Source organism: Tahibacter sp. (assembly GCF_035481375.1).
Taxonomy (GTDB): domain Bacteria; phylum Pseudomonadota; class Gammaproteobacteria; order Xanthomonadales; family Rhodanobacteraceae; genus Tahibacter.
The window spans coordinates 1-15,523 of sequence record NZ_DATIGT010000103.1 but is presented as its reverse complement, the minus strand read 5'-3'; the positions used below and the strand labels follow the sequence as shown (position 1 = coordinate 15,523).

The 15,523-nt window shown below is 68.7% G+C and carries 13 protein-coding genes; 1 reads left to right on the top strand and 12 read right to left on the bottom strand.

The window, feature by feature from the left end:
* Positions 1-106: 106 nt before the first annotated feature.
* From VLF18_RS06415 to VLF18_RS06385, 7 genes are all read right to left on the bottom strand, one after another.
* The gene (locus VLF18_RS06415) at positions 107-1,576 is read right to left on the bottom strand and encodes a hypothetical protein (protein ID WP_325278789.1); all 1,470 of its coding nucleotides are present in this window, start codon (positions 1,574-1,576) and stop codon (positions 107-109) included.
* Between the two features lie 4 nt (positions 1,577-1,580).
* The gene (locus VLF18_RS06410) at positions 1,581-3,866 is read right to left on the bottom strand and encodes a hypothetical protein (protein WP_325278788.1); all 2,286 of its coding nucleotides are present in this window, start codon (positions 3,864-3,866) and stop codon (positions 1,581-1,583) included.
* Positions 3,867-4,241: 375 nt separating this feature from the next.
* Positions 4,242-5,789, bottom strand: coding sequence for a DUF3526 domain-containing protein (locus tag VLF18_RS06405; RefSeq protein WP_325278787.1), 1,548 nt, complete (start codon positions 5,787-5,789; stop codon positions 4,242-4,244).
* Complete coding sequence (locus VLF18_RS06400) at positions 5,786-7,195, bottom strand: DUF3526 domain-containing protein (RefSeq protein WP_325278786.1); 1,410 nt, start codon at positions 7,193-7,195, stop codon at positions 5,786-5,788. The genes VLF18_RS06405 and VLF18_RS06400 overlap by 4 nt, the downstream gene beginning before the upstream one ends.
* Entirely contained in the window at positions 7,192-7,899 is a 708-nt protein-coding gene (locus tag VLF18_RS06395) for an ABC transporter ATP-binding protein (RefSeq protein ID WP_325278785.1), read from the bottom strand. The genes VLF18_RS06400 and VLF18_RS06395 overlap by 4 nt, the downstream gene beginning before the upstream one ends.
* Complete coding sequence (locus VLF18_RS06390; protein ID WP_325278784.1) at positions 7,896-10,079, bottom strand: TonB-dependent receptor; 2,184 nt, start codon at positions 10,077-10,079, stop codon at positions 7,896-7,898. Before VLF18_RS06390 ends, VLF18_RS06395 begins: the two co-directional genes overlap by 4 nt.
* A 78-nt stretch (positions 10,080-10,157) precedes the next feature.
* Positions 10,158-10,514, bottom strand: a complete 357-nt coding sequence (locus VLF18_RS06385) for an isoprenylcysteine carboxylmethyltransferase family protein (RefSeq protein WP_325278783.1) — start codon at positions 10,512-10,514, stop codon at positions 10,158-10,160.
* Between VLF18_RS06385 and VLF18_RS06380 the strand changes: the two genes are divergently transcribed.
* Positions 10,476-11,330 carry a Crp/Fnr family transcriptional regulator gene (locus VLF18_RS06380; RefSeq protein WP_325278782.1) on the top strand — a complete coding sequence of 285 codons (855 nt, stop codon included), beginning with the start codon at positions 10,476-10,478 and terminating at the stop codon, positions 11,328-11,330. The genes VLF18_RS06385 and VLF18_RS06380 overlap by 39 nt on opposite strands.
* Positions 11,331-11,350: 20 nt before the next feature.
* On the opposite strand, the gene VLF18_RS06375 is transcribed toward VLF18_RS06380, so the two are convergent.
* The 5 genes from VLF18_RS06375 to VLF18_RS06355 all read right to left on the bottom strand — a co-directional run bounded on the left by VLF18_RS06375 (position 11,351) and on the right by VLF18_RS06355 (position 15,394).
* The gene (locus VLF18_RS06375; RefSeq protein WP_325278781.1) at positions 11,351-12,175 is read right to left on the bottom strand and encodes an SRPBCC domain-containing protein; all 825 of its coding nucleotides are present in this window, start codon (positions 12,173-12,175) and stop codon (positions 11,351-11,353) included.
* Entirely contained in the window at positions 12,172-12,774 is a 603-nt protein-coding gene (locus VLF18_RS06370) for a helix-turn-helix domain-containing protein (RefSeq protein ID WP_325278780.1), read from the bottom strand. Before VLF18_RS06370 ends, VLF18_RS06375 begins: the two co-directional genes overlap by 4 nt.
* 331 nt (positions 12,775-13,105) lie before the next feature.
* Complete coding sequence (locus VLF18_RS06365; protein WP_325278779.1) at positions 13,106-13,477, bottom strand: DUF5329 family protein; 372 nt, start codon at positions 13,475-13,477, stop codon at positions 13,106-13,108.
* A gap of 109 nt (positions 13,478-13,586) precedes the next feature.
* On the bottom strand, positions 13,587-14,465 hold the full coding sequence (locus VLF18_RS06360) for a hypothetical protein (RefSeq protein WP_325278778.1): 879 nt from the start codon (positions 14,463-14,465) through the stop codon (positions 13,587-13,589).
* Positions 14,462-15,394, bottom strand: coding sequence for a hypothetical protein (locus tag VLF18_RS06355; protein WP_325278777.1), 933 nt, complete (start codon positions 15,392-15,394; stop codon positions 14,462-14,464). The genes VLF18_RS06360 and VLF18_RS06355 overlap by 4 nt, the downstream gene beginning before the upstream one ends.
* Positions 15,395-15,523: the final 129 nt, after the last annotated feature.

Genomic DNA, 15,523 nt, shown 5'->3' with positions numbered 1-15,523 from the left:
TGCGCGATGCAGATCGAGTCCCGGATGCGCTTCCTCGCACTGCAGCGCGTCGACGTGCCGTTGATCGTTCAACGCACGATTGCGCGGACGTGTCCCCCCGGCTTCGCTACGGTTGAAAGCCGTTCGCGAACAGCGGGTCCGGATCGGCATCGATGACGAGATCGAGATTCAGCACGGCGTTCGGATAACCCGATTCGATGTTCAGGGTCGAAAAGCGCACCGTGTTGTCGCCGTCGACGAGTTCGGCGAGCGGGATGTCGATCGCATGGTTGTAGCCGCCGGTCTGCCCCGGCGTGTCGAGCATCGCGACTTCGCCGGGCGTGAACGCGCGCACGTGGACCGGCCCGTCGTTGATCTGATAGCGCAGCCGTCCCGTGCCGAGCCGGATACCGTCGATGTTGTAGCCCTGGTAGTAGCCGTTGAACACGAGCCGCGCGCGCGTTGCGTGCGCGAGCGAGACGTTAGTGAAGGTCAGCGGCGCGCTCAGCGTCGACACGCTGTTGGGCATCACGTAGCCGAGACTGAGCCCGTTGTGCACGGTCGTGTGCAGCGTGCCCGGCGGATATTCGTCGACCGTCGTGCGCGTCGACGCAATCGCGGCGTCGGGAATTTCGTATTCGCGCGTCCAGCTGATGGCCGGACCGTCGAAACCGATGTTGTCCCAGTAGAGATTCCACGAACGCAGCGGCCGCGGCAGGCCGCCGAACGTGATCGCGTATTTCCAGGTCGCATGGTTGTGGCCGATCAGATGCACGTAGCCGCGCGAGAACGGCAGCGGCGGCGCGAAATTCACGATGCGGCGGCTGACCGGCGGCGCGAAGTTCACGCCGTCGTCCGAGGGCGGGGAGGTCAGCACGTCGAGCTGCGTCGCCGACATGCGCAGTTCGACGCGGCACAGGCGGCCCTTCTGCGCGGGAATCGTCGACGCCGAGCCCGGGATCGTCGTCAGCGCGTAATCGCGCACGTCGTGGATCTCGACGTTGTTGCTCACGAACACGAGCATCACGCCGTTGCGCGGATTGGGGCCGCGTCCGTTGAGGTCCCACGCCGGTGTCGGCGACGGATCTTCGCTGATGACCACGCTCATGTAGCCGAGCAGGAAGTTCGTCGTCAGGTCCGTGTCGAACACGATGCGGCCGGTGCGGCCGGCGAAATCGAACGGCTGGCGGATGCGATAGACGTTGCTGCCGTAGTTCTGGGAACCGACCGCGGTCAGCAGATAGCGGCTGTTGATGTGCGCCGACGGATCGCAGACCAGCGTGTCGCGGTTCGCCGGCAGAAAGCCGGTGACATCGCTGCGGCACGGCGGCGGCTCGTCCGGAATCAGGCCGAACTCCGCATCCCAGACCCAGAACGTCACGCCGTCGCCGGTCGACAGCGACGGCGCGTAGCGCGTCGCGCTGAAGCGCGAGCGACTCAGCTCGTTGCCGCGGCCGCGATCGGCGGGCGGCGCCGGACCGTCTTCGAAGGTTTCGCAGAACGCCGGCGCGGCAAGACCGCACGCGCCGGCGAACGCGATCGCCGGCGCTGCGGCGGCGAGCAGCACCGGCACGGCGACGAACGCGGCGAGGCGCACGAGGTCAGTTCTGGATGCGGATCGGAATCGGGTAGTACGCGCCCGAGAGCACGGCCGCGTCGAACACGTGAACCTCGTCGCCGTAGCTCGGCACGCTCTTCAGGCCCGACGGCGTCGTCGCCTGCACGAACAGCTCGTAGTCGCCGTTCGGGAAGGCGGCCGAATTGAACTGCAGGGCGTAGCGCCCCTGCGGCGCCGGCACGTGACGCGCGGTGTCGAGCAGCACGAGGCGCGTGCCCGGCGCCGTGGCGCCGCTCGCGCGGATGAACACCTCGAGCGTTGCGATGCCCGCCGTGCCGCCGGCGCTCCAGACCTCGCCGCTGACGACCGGCATGTGCATCAGCTGCGGCGCCCAGCCGGCCCAGCTCGCATTGCCGATTTCGACATTCAGCGGAACCGTGCCGCTGACCGTGATGCGCGTCGGCGACGTCGCCGAGAGATGCTGCGCTTCGCCGACATCCGTGTCGCCGATGCGCTGCAGCCGCGCCGGCGGACCGAGCCGCGGCAGCTCCGCGTGCAGCGGGAAAGGATGCAGCGCCGCCGGCGGCGTGTAGGCCGGCGCGCTGCCCGGCGGATAGAACACCTCGACATGCGCGTTCAACAGACCCGCGTTGTCGGCAAAAAACTGGAACGTGTTGTTGCCGACCAGCAGTGGCGAGCCGCCGCCCTGCACGAGCGTGCCGAGCCGGATCCGCGCGGTATGCGGCATGCCCCACTGCAGCAGCGACGCGTTGTACGGTGCGCTGTTGTTGACCGGCTGCGGCAGCGGGAACTGGCCCGCGCCGTTGACCCGGACGAAGTCGCCCGGCAGCACGTTCAAGCCGGAATAATCGCCCATCTGATACGTGTATACGAGCCACGCTTCGGCGGTCGCGCCGGCTGCGGTCGGACGCAGGTCGTCGGGAATGTTGATCGAGAACGTCGGGAACGTATTGTCCCAGCGTTGCGACTTCTGATAGTCGGTTCCCGCGATGCGCGTGACATAGTTGTGGACCACGCGCGCGTCGACGGTCGGCCCGTCGAAGCCGAAATTGTCCCAGTGCACGAGGTAATAGGACACGGCGTCCTTCGGCGTGTTGTAGCCGAAGCCGACCCAGAGCAGCTCGTAGTCGCCGGCAGCGAACGCGCCCGGTGCGAAGTTCGCGTTGATGAGACTGCGGCCGTCGACGAAGATCTGGATGCCGTCGGTGCCGACGCGCACGTCGAAATTGCGCCGCACGTTCGGCACGACCTGACGCCCGGCGTTCTCCATGTCGACCGTGGCCACTTGATGCGAAGCACCCTGCATGTCGATCAGGCTGACGCTGAGCGTCTGGAACTGCGCGCGCAGGCGCAGGATGCCGGCCGGCAGACCGGTCGCGCCGTCCTCGTCGAAAAAGCTCGCATGTGCCGTCGTGTCGGTCGCGACCGGATTCAGATCGAGGTACCAGACCGAGCGCGGGCTCAGCGGGCCGTCCATGTCGAACACGACGCGGCGGCGCACGCCGGACTCGACGCGCATCTTCTTGCGGAAGCGCTGCGCGGTCTGCGACTTGTCGCCGGTGTTGTCCACGCGCGTGCCGTTCAAGGTATGCGCATGGAATTGATCGTTGATGAAGAACAGGTTGAAGCGCGAGTCGGTCGAGGTCACCGTCGCGTTGTTCCAGAGCTTCTCGTCGGCCGCGCCGAGCGGCAGATTGAAATCGTCGAAGTACGTGAGGCTCGACCGCAGCGCGTCGACGCGCGCCGGATCGCCGCCGTCGAAGCTGAGCTGCGTCGGCGCGCTCGCGATCTGGCCCAGCGCGTTGACACGCTGCACGCGCACGATGTACGGCGCGTTGTTGACCAGCGGCTGCAGTTGCACGCGGCGATTGCCGGTCACGAGCCATTTGTGTCCCGGCGGCAGGTCCGACGGCGACGCGGCGGGCTCGGGCGACTTCAGGTGATCGGGATTCAGGCACAGGCCGCCGCTGTCCTTGCCCGACATCGCACGCGCCGCGTCGAGGGCGTTCGCGGTCGCCGGCCACCAGCTCACGAGGAAGCCGGCGTCGTCCTTCGGCGAACCGCTCATGGTCCAGAACTGTCCCCACGGACTTTCCGCGTTGTAGTCCATCTCGAGCGTCGCGACGCGATCGTCGCGCAGCACGCGCACGACCGGCGCGGGACCCGCGTCGAAGCCGTCGACGAAAATGAACTCGGCCCGCGCGAACGCGCCGCTCAGCAGCAGACAGGCGCCGAGCACGAGGCGGGCAGGGGCGTTCAGCAGAATCCGCGCCGTGGCGCGACGCGCGCCGACAGTCAGTTCGCTCATGGCAGATCCTCCGTTCGACGGGCCGTGATGCTGTGCCTGAACGGGGACCGGTTCTTCGAACCCGGACACATTTCCAGAAGGAGCTCAATGTGATGAGCTGTCCATTTCTGTCATGTCGCGGGACATTGGTGGACATTACCCCTATCGCGGCCGGACGAGCGGCGATCGCGTGGCTGCCGGTCGATCGCGAATCCAGGCGAGTGCCGCGGGCGACGGCGCATGCGTACCGCATCAACAGGGCGCGACTGCGACGTGTGGGGGGACATTGTTGTCATAGTGGAGGATGCGGTGACGAGCCTGCCGATGCGGTGCCGCCGCCGGCGACGCCGCGGAGCACCACCTGCGACAGCCCCGGTGCCGCAAGTGCGCGCCGGCTCAAAGCGGTGCCGGCCAGCGGCGCAGCCGCCACGCCGCGAGGCCGGCGAGCGCGAGTGCGGCAACGACGAGCCAGGCCACGAACGGCAGCACCGCGTTCACGCGTCCGCGCCGGGGCTCGACGGCGGGAACGAACGCGGGTATGGCCGTGTAGTCCGTGAAGTTCAGCCGCGCGTAGCTTCCGGGCGGCCTCGGCGCGGGATGCGCGATTTCGCGCTGCATGCGCGGCCAGAAAAAGTCCCGCAACTGCTGCTGGTAGATACGCACCTGCCGTTCGGCGTCGCGCTGCCGCGCCATGTCCGTGCCTGCGAGCGTGGCGAGCGCGGTGTCCATGCCGAGCGGCGGCGCGACGTAGCCCAGGACGGACGACAACGTCTCGCGCGACCCGCGGTGCGCCGCGATGCGATCGTTCCAGACGGCCAGGCGTGTCTCGATCATCGGCACGAGAAAGCTCTGCCGCGTCGCATAGTCGAGATTCGCCACGCGATCGGTCAGGGCGGCGAGATCGGCCCGGCTGCGGAAAGCCTCGGCAACGAGCGCATCGCGCGCGCCGGCGACGGCATCCTCGGCCCGCCGCTGGGCATCCACGTAAAGCACGCGCGACGGCGCCGGCTGCACGCCGTCGGCGACGAAGCGGCCGAGCAGCGGCAGCGCGAGCGAGAGCGTCAGCCAGAGCGCAAGCAGGCTCCCGATCGCGCCCGCCGCACCGGGCCATGCGGCGAGCACGACGAAGGCGAGAGCGAGCCAGAACAGCGCGTAGGCCGCGACGAGTGCGAGCGCCGCGATCCATTCGGGCCAGGCGGCGGTGGGATCCGCGCCGCCGACGAACAGTGCGAGCGTGAGCGCGGCCGCAACCACAGGCAGCAGCCAGAAGCTCAATGCGGCCAGACGCGCCGACAGCCAGGCGAGCGGCGCGACCGGCTGCGCTGCGATCAGCCTGAGCATGCCGCGGTCGCGCTCTGCCGTGCCGAGCAATGCAGCGAGTGCGATCACGACGACCGGCAGCAGCGTGACGATCGCAAAGCCGAGATCGAAGCGTCCGACGGCGAGGCTGCGCGGCGGTTCGAAATCGTAGGCGGGCTCGACGCCGAACAGCGTTTCGAGCTTCACGGGCCAGCGCGACGGCGCGAGGTCGCTTGCGCCGATCGACAGCGGCGCAAGCGGCAGCACGGGTTTGTAGGCATGGCGGCGCAGTTGGTAGCGACTGAAGCCGGCGAGGTCGGTGGGATCCTGCCAGTAGGGCGCGGGTTGCGCAGCGGGGTGGGCATAGTCGCGCGCGCGCTGCTCGATCGCACGCTGCCAGGCCGCGTCGGCAGCGGTCTGTGCGTGCTGCGCCGCGGCCTGCGCGCGCTGGAATGCGCCGCCGACGCGCGCGCCGGCGCAGAACGCGACAGCGAGGAGCGCAATCGCGCTCCAGAAGATGCCGCTGCGCGCGATGCGCCGCAGCTCCCAGCCGAGCAGCGCGCGCCAGCTCGCCGCCGGCGGCGCGTTCACGCCCGCGGCGGCGTCGTGCACATGGTGCAATGTGGAATTGGATGCAATGCTCACGGCTGCAGCCTCCGTGCGACGCGGGCGAGCAGGAGCGATGCGGCGAGGAGCCACAGGGTGAGTGCGGCGAATGCCGGGCCGGCGCTGCCGGCTTCACCGAGTCGCGGCGGCTCGTGGACGAACGCCGGTTGCGAGGCCCAGAGTTCGGGCCCTGCCGCGTGGGCCTTGCCGTCGGCGCCGGGACGATGCGCCGCGACCTCGGCATTCATCGTGTTGACCAGCTGTCGCCGGTAGCGCTCGGCCGCGTCGATGAAGCGCCGGTGGTGCGCGAAGTCGGTGCCTGCGAGCGCCGGCGACAGCGCGGCGAATGCGATGGCCGGCGACAGCCAGGCGAGCGCGCCGAACGCCTCGTCCTGCGCGATCACGCGATCATGGAATCCGCCGAGCACACGATCGAACACGGCCTGCGAGTACCGCTCCGCGCGATCGAGCTCGAGGCCGCGATAGTTCGCGCGAAGTTCTTCGCGGCGCGAGACGCCGGCTTGCGCGAGGATGGCTGCTTCGTTTTCGCGCGAGGTTTCCGCGCTCCAGTACGAGGGAGCCTCGTCGAACAATTGCTGCTTGACCGACTGCGTCGACGGCAGCGGCCGCGCCGCATCCGCCGCCGTGCTCGTGAAGCGGGGCAGGGCGAGTACGACGGCGGCCCAGACACCGCACAGCGCGATCAGCGCGAGCCGCGTGTCGCGGGCGTACAGCGCGATCGCGACGCCGGCGACGGCGAACACCGCGAGATAGATAGCCGCGGCGCAGGTCCAGGCGGCCAGGCGCGCGAGAACGTCGGCATGCCAGGTACCGGTCACGCTGCGGTCGGCGGCTGCGGCAAGCACGAGCGGGAGCACGAGCGCCGCGACGAGTGCGAGCCAGACCGCCGCGGCTTTCGCGAACGCGAGCCGCCGCGGACTGTCGGCGACGCCCAGAGCCAGCCGCAAGGTGCCGCGTTCGCGCTCGCGCGCCGCCGTGGCGAAGGCCAGCAGGAACGCGACGAGCGGCGCGAGCGTCGCCAGCAGGACGGCCGGATGACGCAGCCCTGCGCGGTCGAGCGCGGAGGCGTCGCCCTGCGGCCGGTACAGCAGATCGTTCTGCACATGGGCCTCAAGCCAGACGGCCTGACCCACGAACGGTTCGACGCCGAAGTCGAGTGCGGCGAGTGCCGGCACCGGCTTGAAGGCGTAAATGCTGTAGTGCGCGGCCGAGTGCGGATCCTTGGCGGGCTGGGCGAGCCAGCGCGCGCGCTCGGCGGCGGCGGTCTGCGTCTTCGCCGCGTTGTCGCGCGCGAGTGCCGCCGCGTTGACGACGAACGCCGCGACCAGCAGCACTGCGAGGACGATCAGGGCGCCGGCGGCGCGCCGGTCGCGCCGCAGCAGTATCCATTCGTATACGACGAGAGAAAGGAGTCGGCTGCTCATGCGGCGAGCTCGGCGAGATAGAGCGCTTCGATCTGCGCAGGACCGAGGCTGCCGGTCGACTGTTCGAGCACGAGCCGGCCTTCGCGCAGCACGCCGAGGCGGTCGGCCAGTTCGCGCACGCGATAGAGATCATGCGTGGCCATCAGCACGGCGATGCCGCGTGCGGCGGCGGTGCGCAGGCAGCGTGTGAGATCGTTGGCCGCCGACGCGTCCAGGCCCGAGGTAGGCTCGTCGAGCAGCAGCAGGCCGGCGCGGCGGGCCAGGGCGATCGCGAGACCGACTTTCTGCCGCATGCCCTTGGAGTAGGCCTCGGTACGGCGCACCTGCGCTTCTTGCTGCAATCCGGCCTCGGTCAGCAGCGTGCGCGCTTCGTGCGTGCCGAGCCGGCGTCCGCCGAGCAGCGCGAAATAGCGCAGGTTCTCGATCGCATCGAGCGCCGGATGCAGCATGACGGTTTCCGGCAGGTAGGCGAGTTTCGCGCGGGCCGCCAACGGCGCGCGGTCGACCCGCGTACCGCCGACTTCGATCGTGCCGGCATCGGCCGCGGCGAAGCCGAGAATGAGATTGACCGTCGTCGTCTTGCCCGCGCCGTTCGGGCCGAGCAGGGCATAGATCTCGCCCGGCGCGAGCACCAGCGACAGCGCATCCACGGCGATCCGGCCGCCATAGCGTTTGCTGACGCCGTCCAGACGCAGCGCGCTCATCGCGTCACCGTCCAGGACAGTTCGACGCTGCGCGGCGCGCCAAGCAGGATCTGGTCGGCGGCACCGCCGTTCCAGTCGGCATAGACGGCATCGCCGAGATTGCGCCCGCGCAGCGCGAGCTCGCCGAGCGGCAGTTGCCAGCTCACGCCGGCGTCGACCACGGTGTGGGCGCCGACGCGAATGGTGTTCGCGTTGTTGGTGTAGAACCGGCCGACATGACGCGCGCCGAGATTCAGCGATACCGGTGCGTCGACGAAGCGATAGACCGCAAACAGGCCGGCGAGGCGTTCCGGCACGTTGGCCGGCAGGTTGCCGGCCCGGTCCGCGCCGCCGGCTTCGACGAGCCGGTCAAAACGCGCATCGAGCACGGCGAGATTCGCGTCGAGGTCGAACTGCGGCGTGAGATGCACCGATACGCCGACTTCGAAGCCGCGCGAGGACTGCCGCCCGCCCTGGACCGTCACGTTCACGTTGCCGGAATCGCGCGTCACGATGTCGTCCTGGCGCAGGCGGTACGCGGCTGCGGTGAGATCGATGCGTTCCTGCCATAGCGACGATTTCAGGCCGAGCTCGACTGCGTCACCCGTGGTCAGGTCGAACGTCGCGTTGGCCTGGGAAATCAAGAACAGGCTGCCGACAGGCGCGACGGCGCGGCTGAATTGCGCGTAGAGCTGCGTGCGCTCGGCGGCCTCGAACACCGCACCGGCACGCCAGGTGAGCGGCGAGTAGCTCCGCGCGAAGGCCGTGCGCGTGCCCGTGTTGCGGTCGGAGACGACGCGATCGAGGTCGATGCGATCGTGGCGCAGGCCGGCGACGAGCAGCCAGCGCGTACCGAGGTTCAGCGCCTCCTCGACGAACAGCGCGCTGACCGTCGATGCGCTGTCGAAGTCGACGCGATTGCCGGCGCCGGGGAACAGCAGGGCTTCGTCGCCTGTGGGAAAGTGGCCGCGCTGCGGATCGTGCAGGTCGACCGGCGTCGTCGTGCCGAAGCGGCGCCGATTGAAAAAATCGCTTTCGCTGTATTCGACTCCGGCCGAAAAGCGATGGCGTAGGCCGCCGAGGTCGGCGTCGACGACGTAACTCGCGCGCTCGACCCAATAGTCGTGGTCGTGCGTGATGAAGGTGGTCGAGCGGCGCAGGTTCGCGGCCGCGGCGTCCCAGGTGTAGGTCTCGGTGTTGCGCCAGCGGCGGTCCGCGGCATAGCGGTCGAGCTCGTTGACGAACTGCGCGTGGTCGCTGAGCTGCCAGGCAAGTCGCGTGCGCAGCCAGTCGGCGTTCGCGCGGGAGTAACCGTCGGCGACGTCGTAGTTGCGCCTGCGGGTCGCGAGATCGACGACATAGCCGTTCGCGCTCGTCACGATGCGGGATGGATCGCGTGCCGCCGCAAATGGAACCAGCGGCGTACCCCAGTAGGCGGTGCCGTAGTCGTCGCGGAACCGGTCGATCGAGACGCCGAGCTCGAGCGCGTCGTGCGGCCGCCACCGGAACGCGAACAAGCCGGCCTGCGTGCTCGTGTCGGTGTCGTCGACGAAGCCGTCGCTGCGGTTGTCGCTGACGACCGCGCGCAGCGCGGCGCGCTCGCCGAACGGCGCATTGGCATCGGCACCCGCGCGACGCGCGCCGAAATCGCCGGCGCCCAGCGTCGCGCTCCAGCGGGGCGCCTCGAACTGCGGCCGCTTCGGCACGAGATTGATGGCGCCGGCGAGCGCGCCCTCGCCATAGAGCACCGAAGCCGGCCCCTTGAGCACCTCGATGCGTTCGAAGCTGAAGCTGTCGTAGTTCCGGGTGATCAGCGGACCGGCGGTCTGGCGAATGCCGTCGTAGAGCAGCGAGATCGCGCCGCCGCTGAAGCCGCGCATCGTGGTCACGCCGGGCGACGACGGCAGCGCCGCCGCGAGCACGCCGGGCGCGGCATTGATCGCTTCGATGCTCGTGCGTGCGCCGCGCGCCTGCAGTTGCGTCTCGTCCAGGACATCGAGCGTCGCCGGCGTTTCGCGTGTCGCAAGGCCGAGCCGCGAGCCGACCGCGGGCGTCTCGTCGAGCGGCGAGGGCGCGGTGGTCCCGGTCACCTCGACGCGGTCCAGCGTTCGCGGCGCTTCCTCGGCCTGCGCAGTCGGGCAGGCCAGCGACAGGCATACGCACCAGCGCAAGCTCGGCCGGCGTCCGTGGTTTGTCTGCATCAAATTCCCCGGCGGCTCCAGAATAGTTATGTTATAACATAACCGAAACAAGGAAAAGTCAGGGGAATACCTCGACGCTCAGCGCAGGTCGCGACCGCCACGGCGCCATCCGATCCAGCGCGGAACACGCCTGCAGTAATCGTCGTAGCGCTCGCCGTACTTGCGCCGCAGCCGGGCTTCCTCGTAGGGGACGTACCAGTACTGCGCCGCAAGCAGAAACAGCAGCGGCCCTGCGAACGCGACCAGCGATCCGAGACACCAGGCCACGCCGGACAGCAGCACGAGCATGCCCAGGTACATCGGATTGCGGCTGCGTGAGAACAGCCCTCGCTCGCAGAGATCCGACGGCTCGCCGAAGGTCTGGATGTTGATGCGCAGCGAGTGGAACAGGCGGGCATGGGCCTGAGCCAGCGCGAGTCCGGCCAGCGCGATCACGCCGCCGAGCCAGGTGTAGGGCGTTTTGATCAGCTCCGGAGACGGAAGCATCCTGTCCAGCACCAGCATGCCGCCGATCGTGACGAGTACGAGCACCGGCGGAATCAGGAAACGCATCATTGCAAGGGGCCTCCTATGATCCGCAGAGCATCCGGCACCGCGACCCGTCCGTCGTTATCCCGCGATAACGCCGCCGTCGCGACGAGGCTTGTGTACGACGCATTCGAGCAGCTCGCCGGGCAGCGCCTGGTTCGCGACGCAGCACTCGACCGACAGACCCGTGTCTGCAGCCTGGCCCCGGGCGGGCTGCTCTTCGGAGCCGGATCCGTCGACAGCCGCGTCCACGTCGTGCTGGAGGGTTTCCTGACACTGAAATACGCGTCGTCGGCCGGCACGTCGTGGATCAAGGGATTCGTGCCGCCGCTGATGCCGTTTGCCTGTGTTTCCTGCCTCGATGGCGCCCGCGCGCACTTCGATGCGTATGCGGGTGCGGCCACGACGGTGGCGTCGATTCCGTTCCGGGCGCTCGATCACCTGTCGAGCGCGTCAGCGGCCTGGCAGCGCGCGCTGCTCAACGCGTTCAAGCGCTACGGGCAGCGCAAGGAAAAGCGCGAGCGTGAACTGCTGACGCTGTCGGCCGAGGCGCGATACGTCCGTTTTCTGCAGGACATGCCGGAGATTGCCGCTCGGCTGAAACAGCACGAAATCGCGAACTACGTCCGCGTCACGCCGGTGAGCCTGAGCCGGATCCGCCGCCGCCTGCAGCTGACGCGCGCGGGAGCGGCGACGGCGTGCGCATCGGACGCGAAACGATGATCGGCAATCGACGCACGGACTCATTCGCTCCCGCTCGTCTGCGGCATCGGAAAGCGCTCCTGGAACCACGCCTGCCACAGCGGCGTCACGCGGGCCACGGTGTCGGCCGCCTGATCGCCGTACGTATACAAATTCATCGCGACGACAGTCGGGCCGCCGGGGTAGGTGGCGGCGCCCAGCGCCGCGATGCCCGGGCCGGGCTCGTCGATCCGCAGCAGGGCGTCATAGGGATTCTCGGTGACGAGTTCCACGACGCCGGCGAGCGGCGAGGCGCCGGCGTCAGTCGCCCAGCGCTGTCCGACGTCCACGCCCGTGACGCCCAGCGCCGCCGTCAGCGCCTCCCAACCTTCCGCCTCGGTCGTCGCGATCGGCGTCGTGATCTGCATGATCGCGGCGCGCTGGCCGCGGAAGTGAGTGAGATAGAGCCGCAGGATGTTGAGGAAACCGGCCCATCCGGATTCGGCGCCTTCGAGCTGGTTGTCCCATTCGTCGGTGCTGGCGAACAGGCTGTGCACCATGCGAACGAGGCATACGCCGCCTGAGCGCGCTTCGATCGTCCACTCGGTCGCGACCGGCGGCGAGCCGCCGCCGTAGACCTCGCCCTCGCCGGCGTAGCTCCGCGGCGGATCCCACGCGGTTATGGCTGCGCAGGGCTGCAGGCCCTGGCCGAAGTTGAGCTTCATCGTGACGGGCTTGCCGTCGCGTTCCTCGAATTCCGCCGGCACGAACCACGACGAAAGCCCCGGCCCGGTGGCGATGGCCTGCCAGACCTCTTCCGGCGTACCGGGAACCTCGAATTCGACGTGCAGCGAACGGCGTCCGTTGGGTTCCTGCTTCACGCTCATGGCGATTCCTCGGATTCGGATTTCTGCGGTAGGGGATGGGCGAGGACGACGAGCCGATGGGCGCGGCCGCCCGGCGCGGATTCGTCGTGATACTTGGAAACGAGCGTCGCGACGGCTTCGGCGAGCTCCTGACTGAACGCGGCGCGTTCCGCCGGCGACCGGAAGCGAACTTCGGCATCCACGGCGAGGCTCGCGAGACGCTTGCCCGAGGCCGTCGCGCGGCGTACGAGATCGCCGACCTCACGCACGACGCGCGCGCCGAGCGCGATCAGATAGCTCGCCGACAGCCGGTCGACGGCCCGGTTCGAGTCGACCGCTACGGGACCCAGCGCGCTCGGCGAAACGACATACGAGGCGGCCGTCGCGACGAGCAGCCGTTCCTTCAGTCCGCCCCATTGGCGTTCCTCGGCCAGTCGCACGAGCCCATGAGATTCAAGCGCATGCAGGTGATAGTTGATCTTCTGTCGAGCAAGGCCGACTCGCTTGGCCAAGGTCGCGGCAGAGGCGGGCGTGGCCAGTTCGGCCAGCAGCCGACCGCGGACCGGCTCCAAGGCCGCCGCCGCCGCGGCCGGATCATCGATGACGTGGATGTCGAACATGGCCGGACGGTAGCTTTGACAAATTTTCTTGTCAATGCTCAGGCGTTGCCGTAGTTGCCGCATCGACCGATGCCGAATCCGGGCATTGGCCATGGTGCAGCGAGCGAAGCAGACGTCGGACCACGCAAGCGCCGAGCGCGCCGCTGCGAAGCGGGATGGATAGGGCAAGACCGCCGCCGGCCGCGGGAGGCGGCCGAGAGGCCGCAGTACGACGCGCCGATCGCCGCCCGCGTCGGATGCGCGGCAGGCGCCGATACCGAGGTCTGGTTGAGGCCGATTCCCGCGTTGGGTGTCCTGGAACCTATTGGCTGTCCCAGAACCTGCGCGAAACCTACGGCTTGTAGTGCAGGAGCCGGTCGTTGAGCACCTGCGCTGAATCGAGCACGCGTCCGTCGTCGAATCGAATCCGATACGTCTCGCCGGACATCGACGACTTCGTGCCCAGTTCATCGATGAACTGCCGCGCCGTCTGGATGCGGTCGCCGGCGTGGCGCAGTTTCGTTCGCAGATGATCGGCGGCTTTCGCGGCGCTGTACTCGCTGCCGTTGCGGATGAACGTCGCGCCGTCCAGGCGCTGAAGCTCGGCGATCAGATAGTCGATCTTCTTTTGCTCGGCGTCGGGACGGGCGGCCTGGACGATTCCCATGACGGCGAATACGAGCGCGAGGGCGAGCATCAGTGTTCGAACACGGGTTGCCGTCATCACGACACTCCAACGACGGGATGTCGCGGGAAATTGCCACGACGGCTACACGACGACAAGCCGGGACGGGAGGTGCCGCCGAACGCACCCGTGGAACGGTGCCTGCGCCTCAGGATTCGTCGGCGAGCATGAACGCCTGCAGCGCACAGCGAGCGGTCGCTTCGTTGAGTCTGGCGATGTCGCTGGCGCGCTGATACCCGCCCGCGACCACGAAAACGGTCGGAATCCGGCGCTGCCGCAGCATGCGGAACACGATCCGGTCGCGCGTCTCCAGATCCTTCGCGCTGAATCCGGAACGGCTCTTCGGATCGGCTTCGTGACTGTCCGCGCCGGCCTGATAGAGGACGAGATCGGGACGGCACTGATCGAGCAGCCGCTCGATGTCCCGCAGCGCCCGCTCGTGAGCGTCCGGACCGTCGCGCTGCAGGCGCACTTCGAACGGCCAGGAGCGGACGTTTCCCATGCACCCGAAGCGCGTGCCGAACATCGACGCGTTGAAGAGATTGGGCATTCGCGCCGCGTATTCCTCGGTGCCGTTGCCGCCATGTTCGTCGCAGTCGATGACGAACACTTTCTTGCCGGGCCAGACGTGGGCGACGAATGCCAGGCCGTTCAAGGCGCAGAATCCGGAACCGCGCTCGTACACGGCGTGGTGGAAGCCGCGCGCGAGATTCAGAGCGATGCCGCTTTCTTCGGCCTCGCGCACGGCGGCGAGCTGGCCCGACAACATCGCGTAGACCGCATCCCGGACCGCAGGACTCCAGCGACTGCCCTGGCTCGACGCGAGCGGCTCGATGCCCTCGTGGAAGGCCTCGAGATAGCCGTCCGCATGCAGTCCCTGCAGCAGGCTCCGGTCCAGCGGCGCGGGCTCGCGCACATCCACCAGATTGCCGGCCTGCAGCGCTTCGGCGGCCACCGCGAGACGCGCCAGACGCGGCTCGGTTTCCGGCGCGTAGGCGGGCGAGAAGTACATCGGCAGACGTGTCATCGGCGGCTTGCCGTCTCGGCCGCGGCGAAGGCACGCAGTTCGGCGAGGGTCGTCGTCGCGGGGGAGAACATGCCCGCGCGCTGCTGCGCGTCGAGCTGGCAGGAGAACACGCGTCGCCGGTGCGCCGCCTCGACGGCGAGCGTGGTCAGGCGCAGGAAACGCGTCTGCGTGATCGTCGCGAGCGGATAACAGCGGCCGTGCTCCGTGGCGCGGCCCGTATCGGGGTCATCGTGCGCGAGTGCGCAGAGCGAACCGGGCGGCAGCACGACGCCATTGAGGCGCACCGGGGCGAGCACGACGGCAGAATGCGATTCGCCGAGGTTCATCTTCTCGACGAGAACCGGACTCCCGTCATCGTCGACGAACACGTTGACGGATCCGCCGCGCCGCACCCGCCCGTGCGAGATTTCCAGGAAAAACTCTTCGGCCTGCGAACAGCTGCCGATGTTCGGCTTCACCGGCATCGGCGGGAGAACGATCAGCGTGTCGCCGTCGCGGTCGAGAATCTGCGCCATCAGCGTCGCGATCAGATGGCTTTCGGGGAGCGCCAGCGACGCGACCGCGGCGCGGAAGCGGTGCCTCAGCAGCGTCAGCGCTTCCATGAGTTCGTTGAACTGCGCGCCGTCGAGATGCCGATGCGGCTCGAATTCGTCGAGCCGCCGCCAGCCGTGCGGCCAACCCGCAGCCATCGCCGTCGCGGCGGCGAACGGGGTTCCGCGCGGCGGCCAGTCTTCGAAGATCTGCAGATCGCTCGGATCGTCGGAGGCGCCCGGCGCGTTGATGTAGGTCGAGAGAAAGCGCGTGGCTTGCGTGAAGCCGCAACCGCGCCGCTCCGTCCGGTGGGCGGGCAGCTCGTTGAGCATGTCCTGGAACGTTCGCCGCAGCGTCAGGTCGTGAGCGCGGAACGCATCTACCAATTCGTGGATCATCGAATCGCTGCCTGGCGTGTGCGCTCTCGCACGCCTCGGATTCGCTCCGCGTCACGGCCGGCGTTTTCGCCATGGCGGCGCGCCGGAGCGTGAGTAACGCGTGCGACAGAGGCGGGCGTAGTCCGCAAG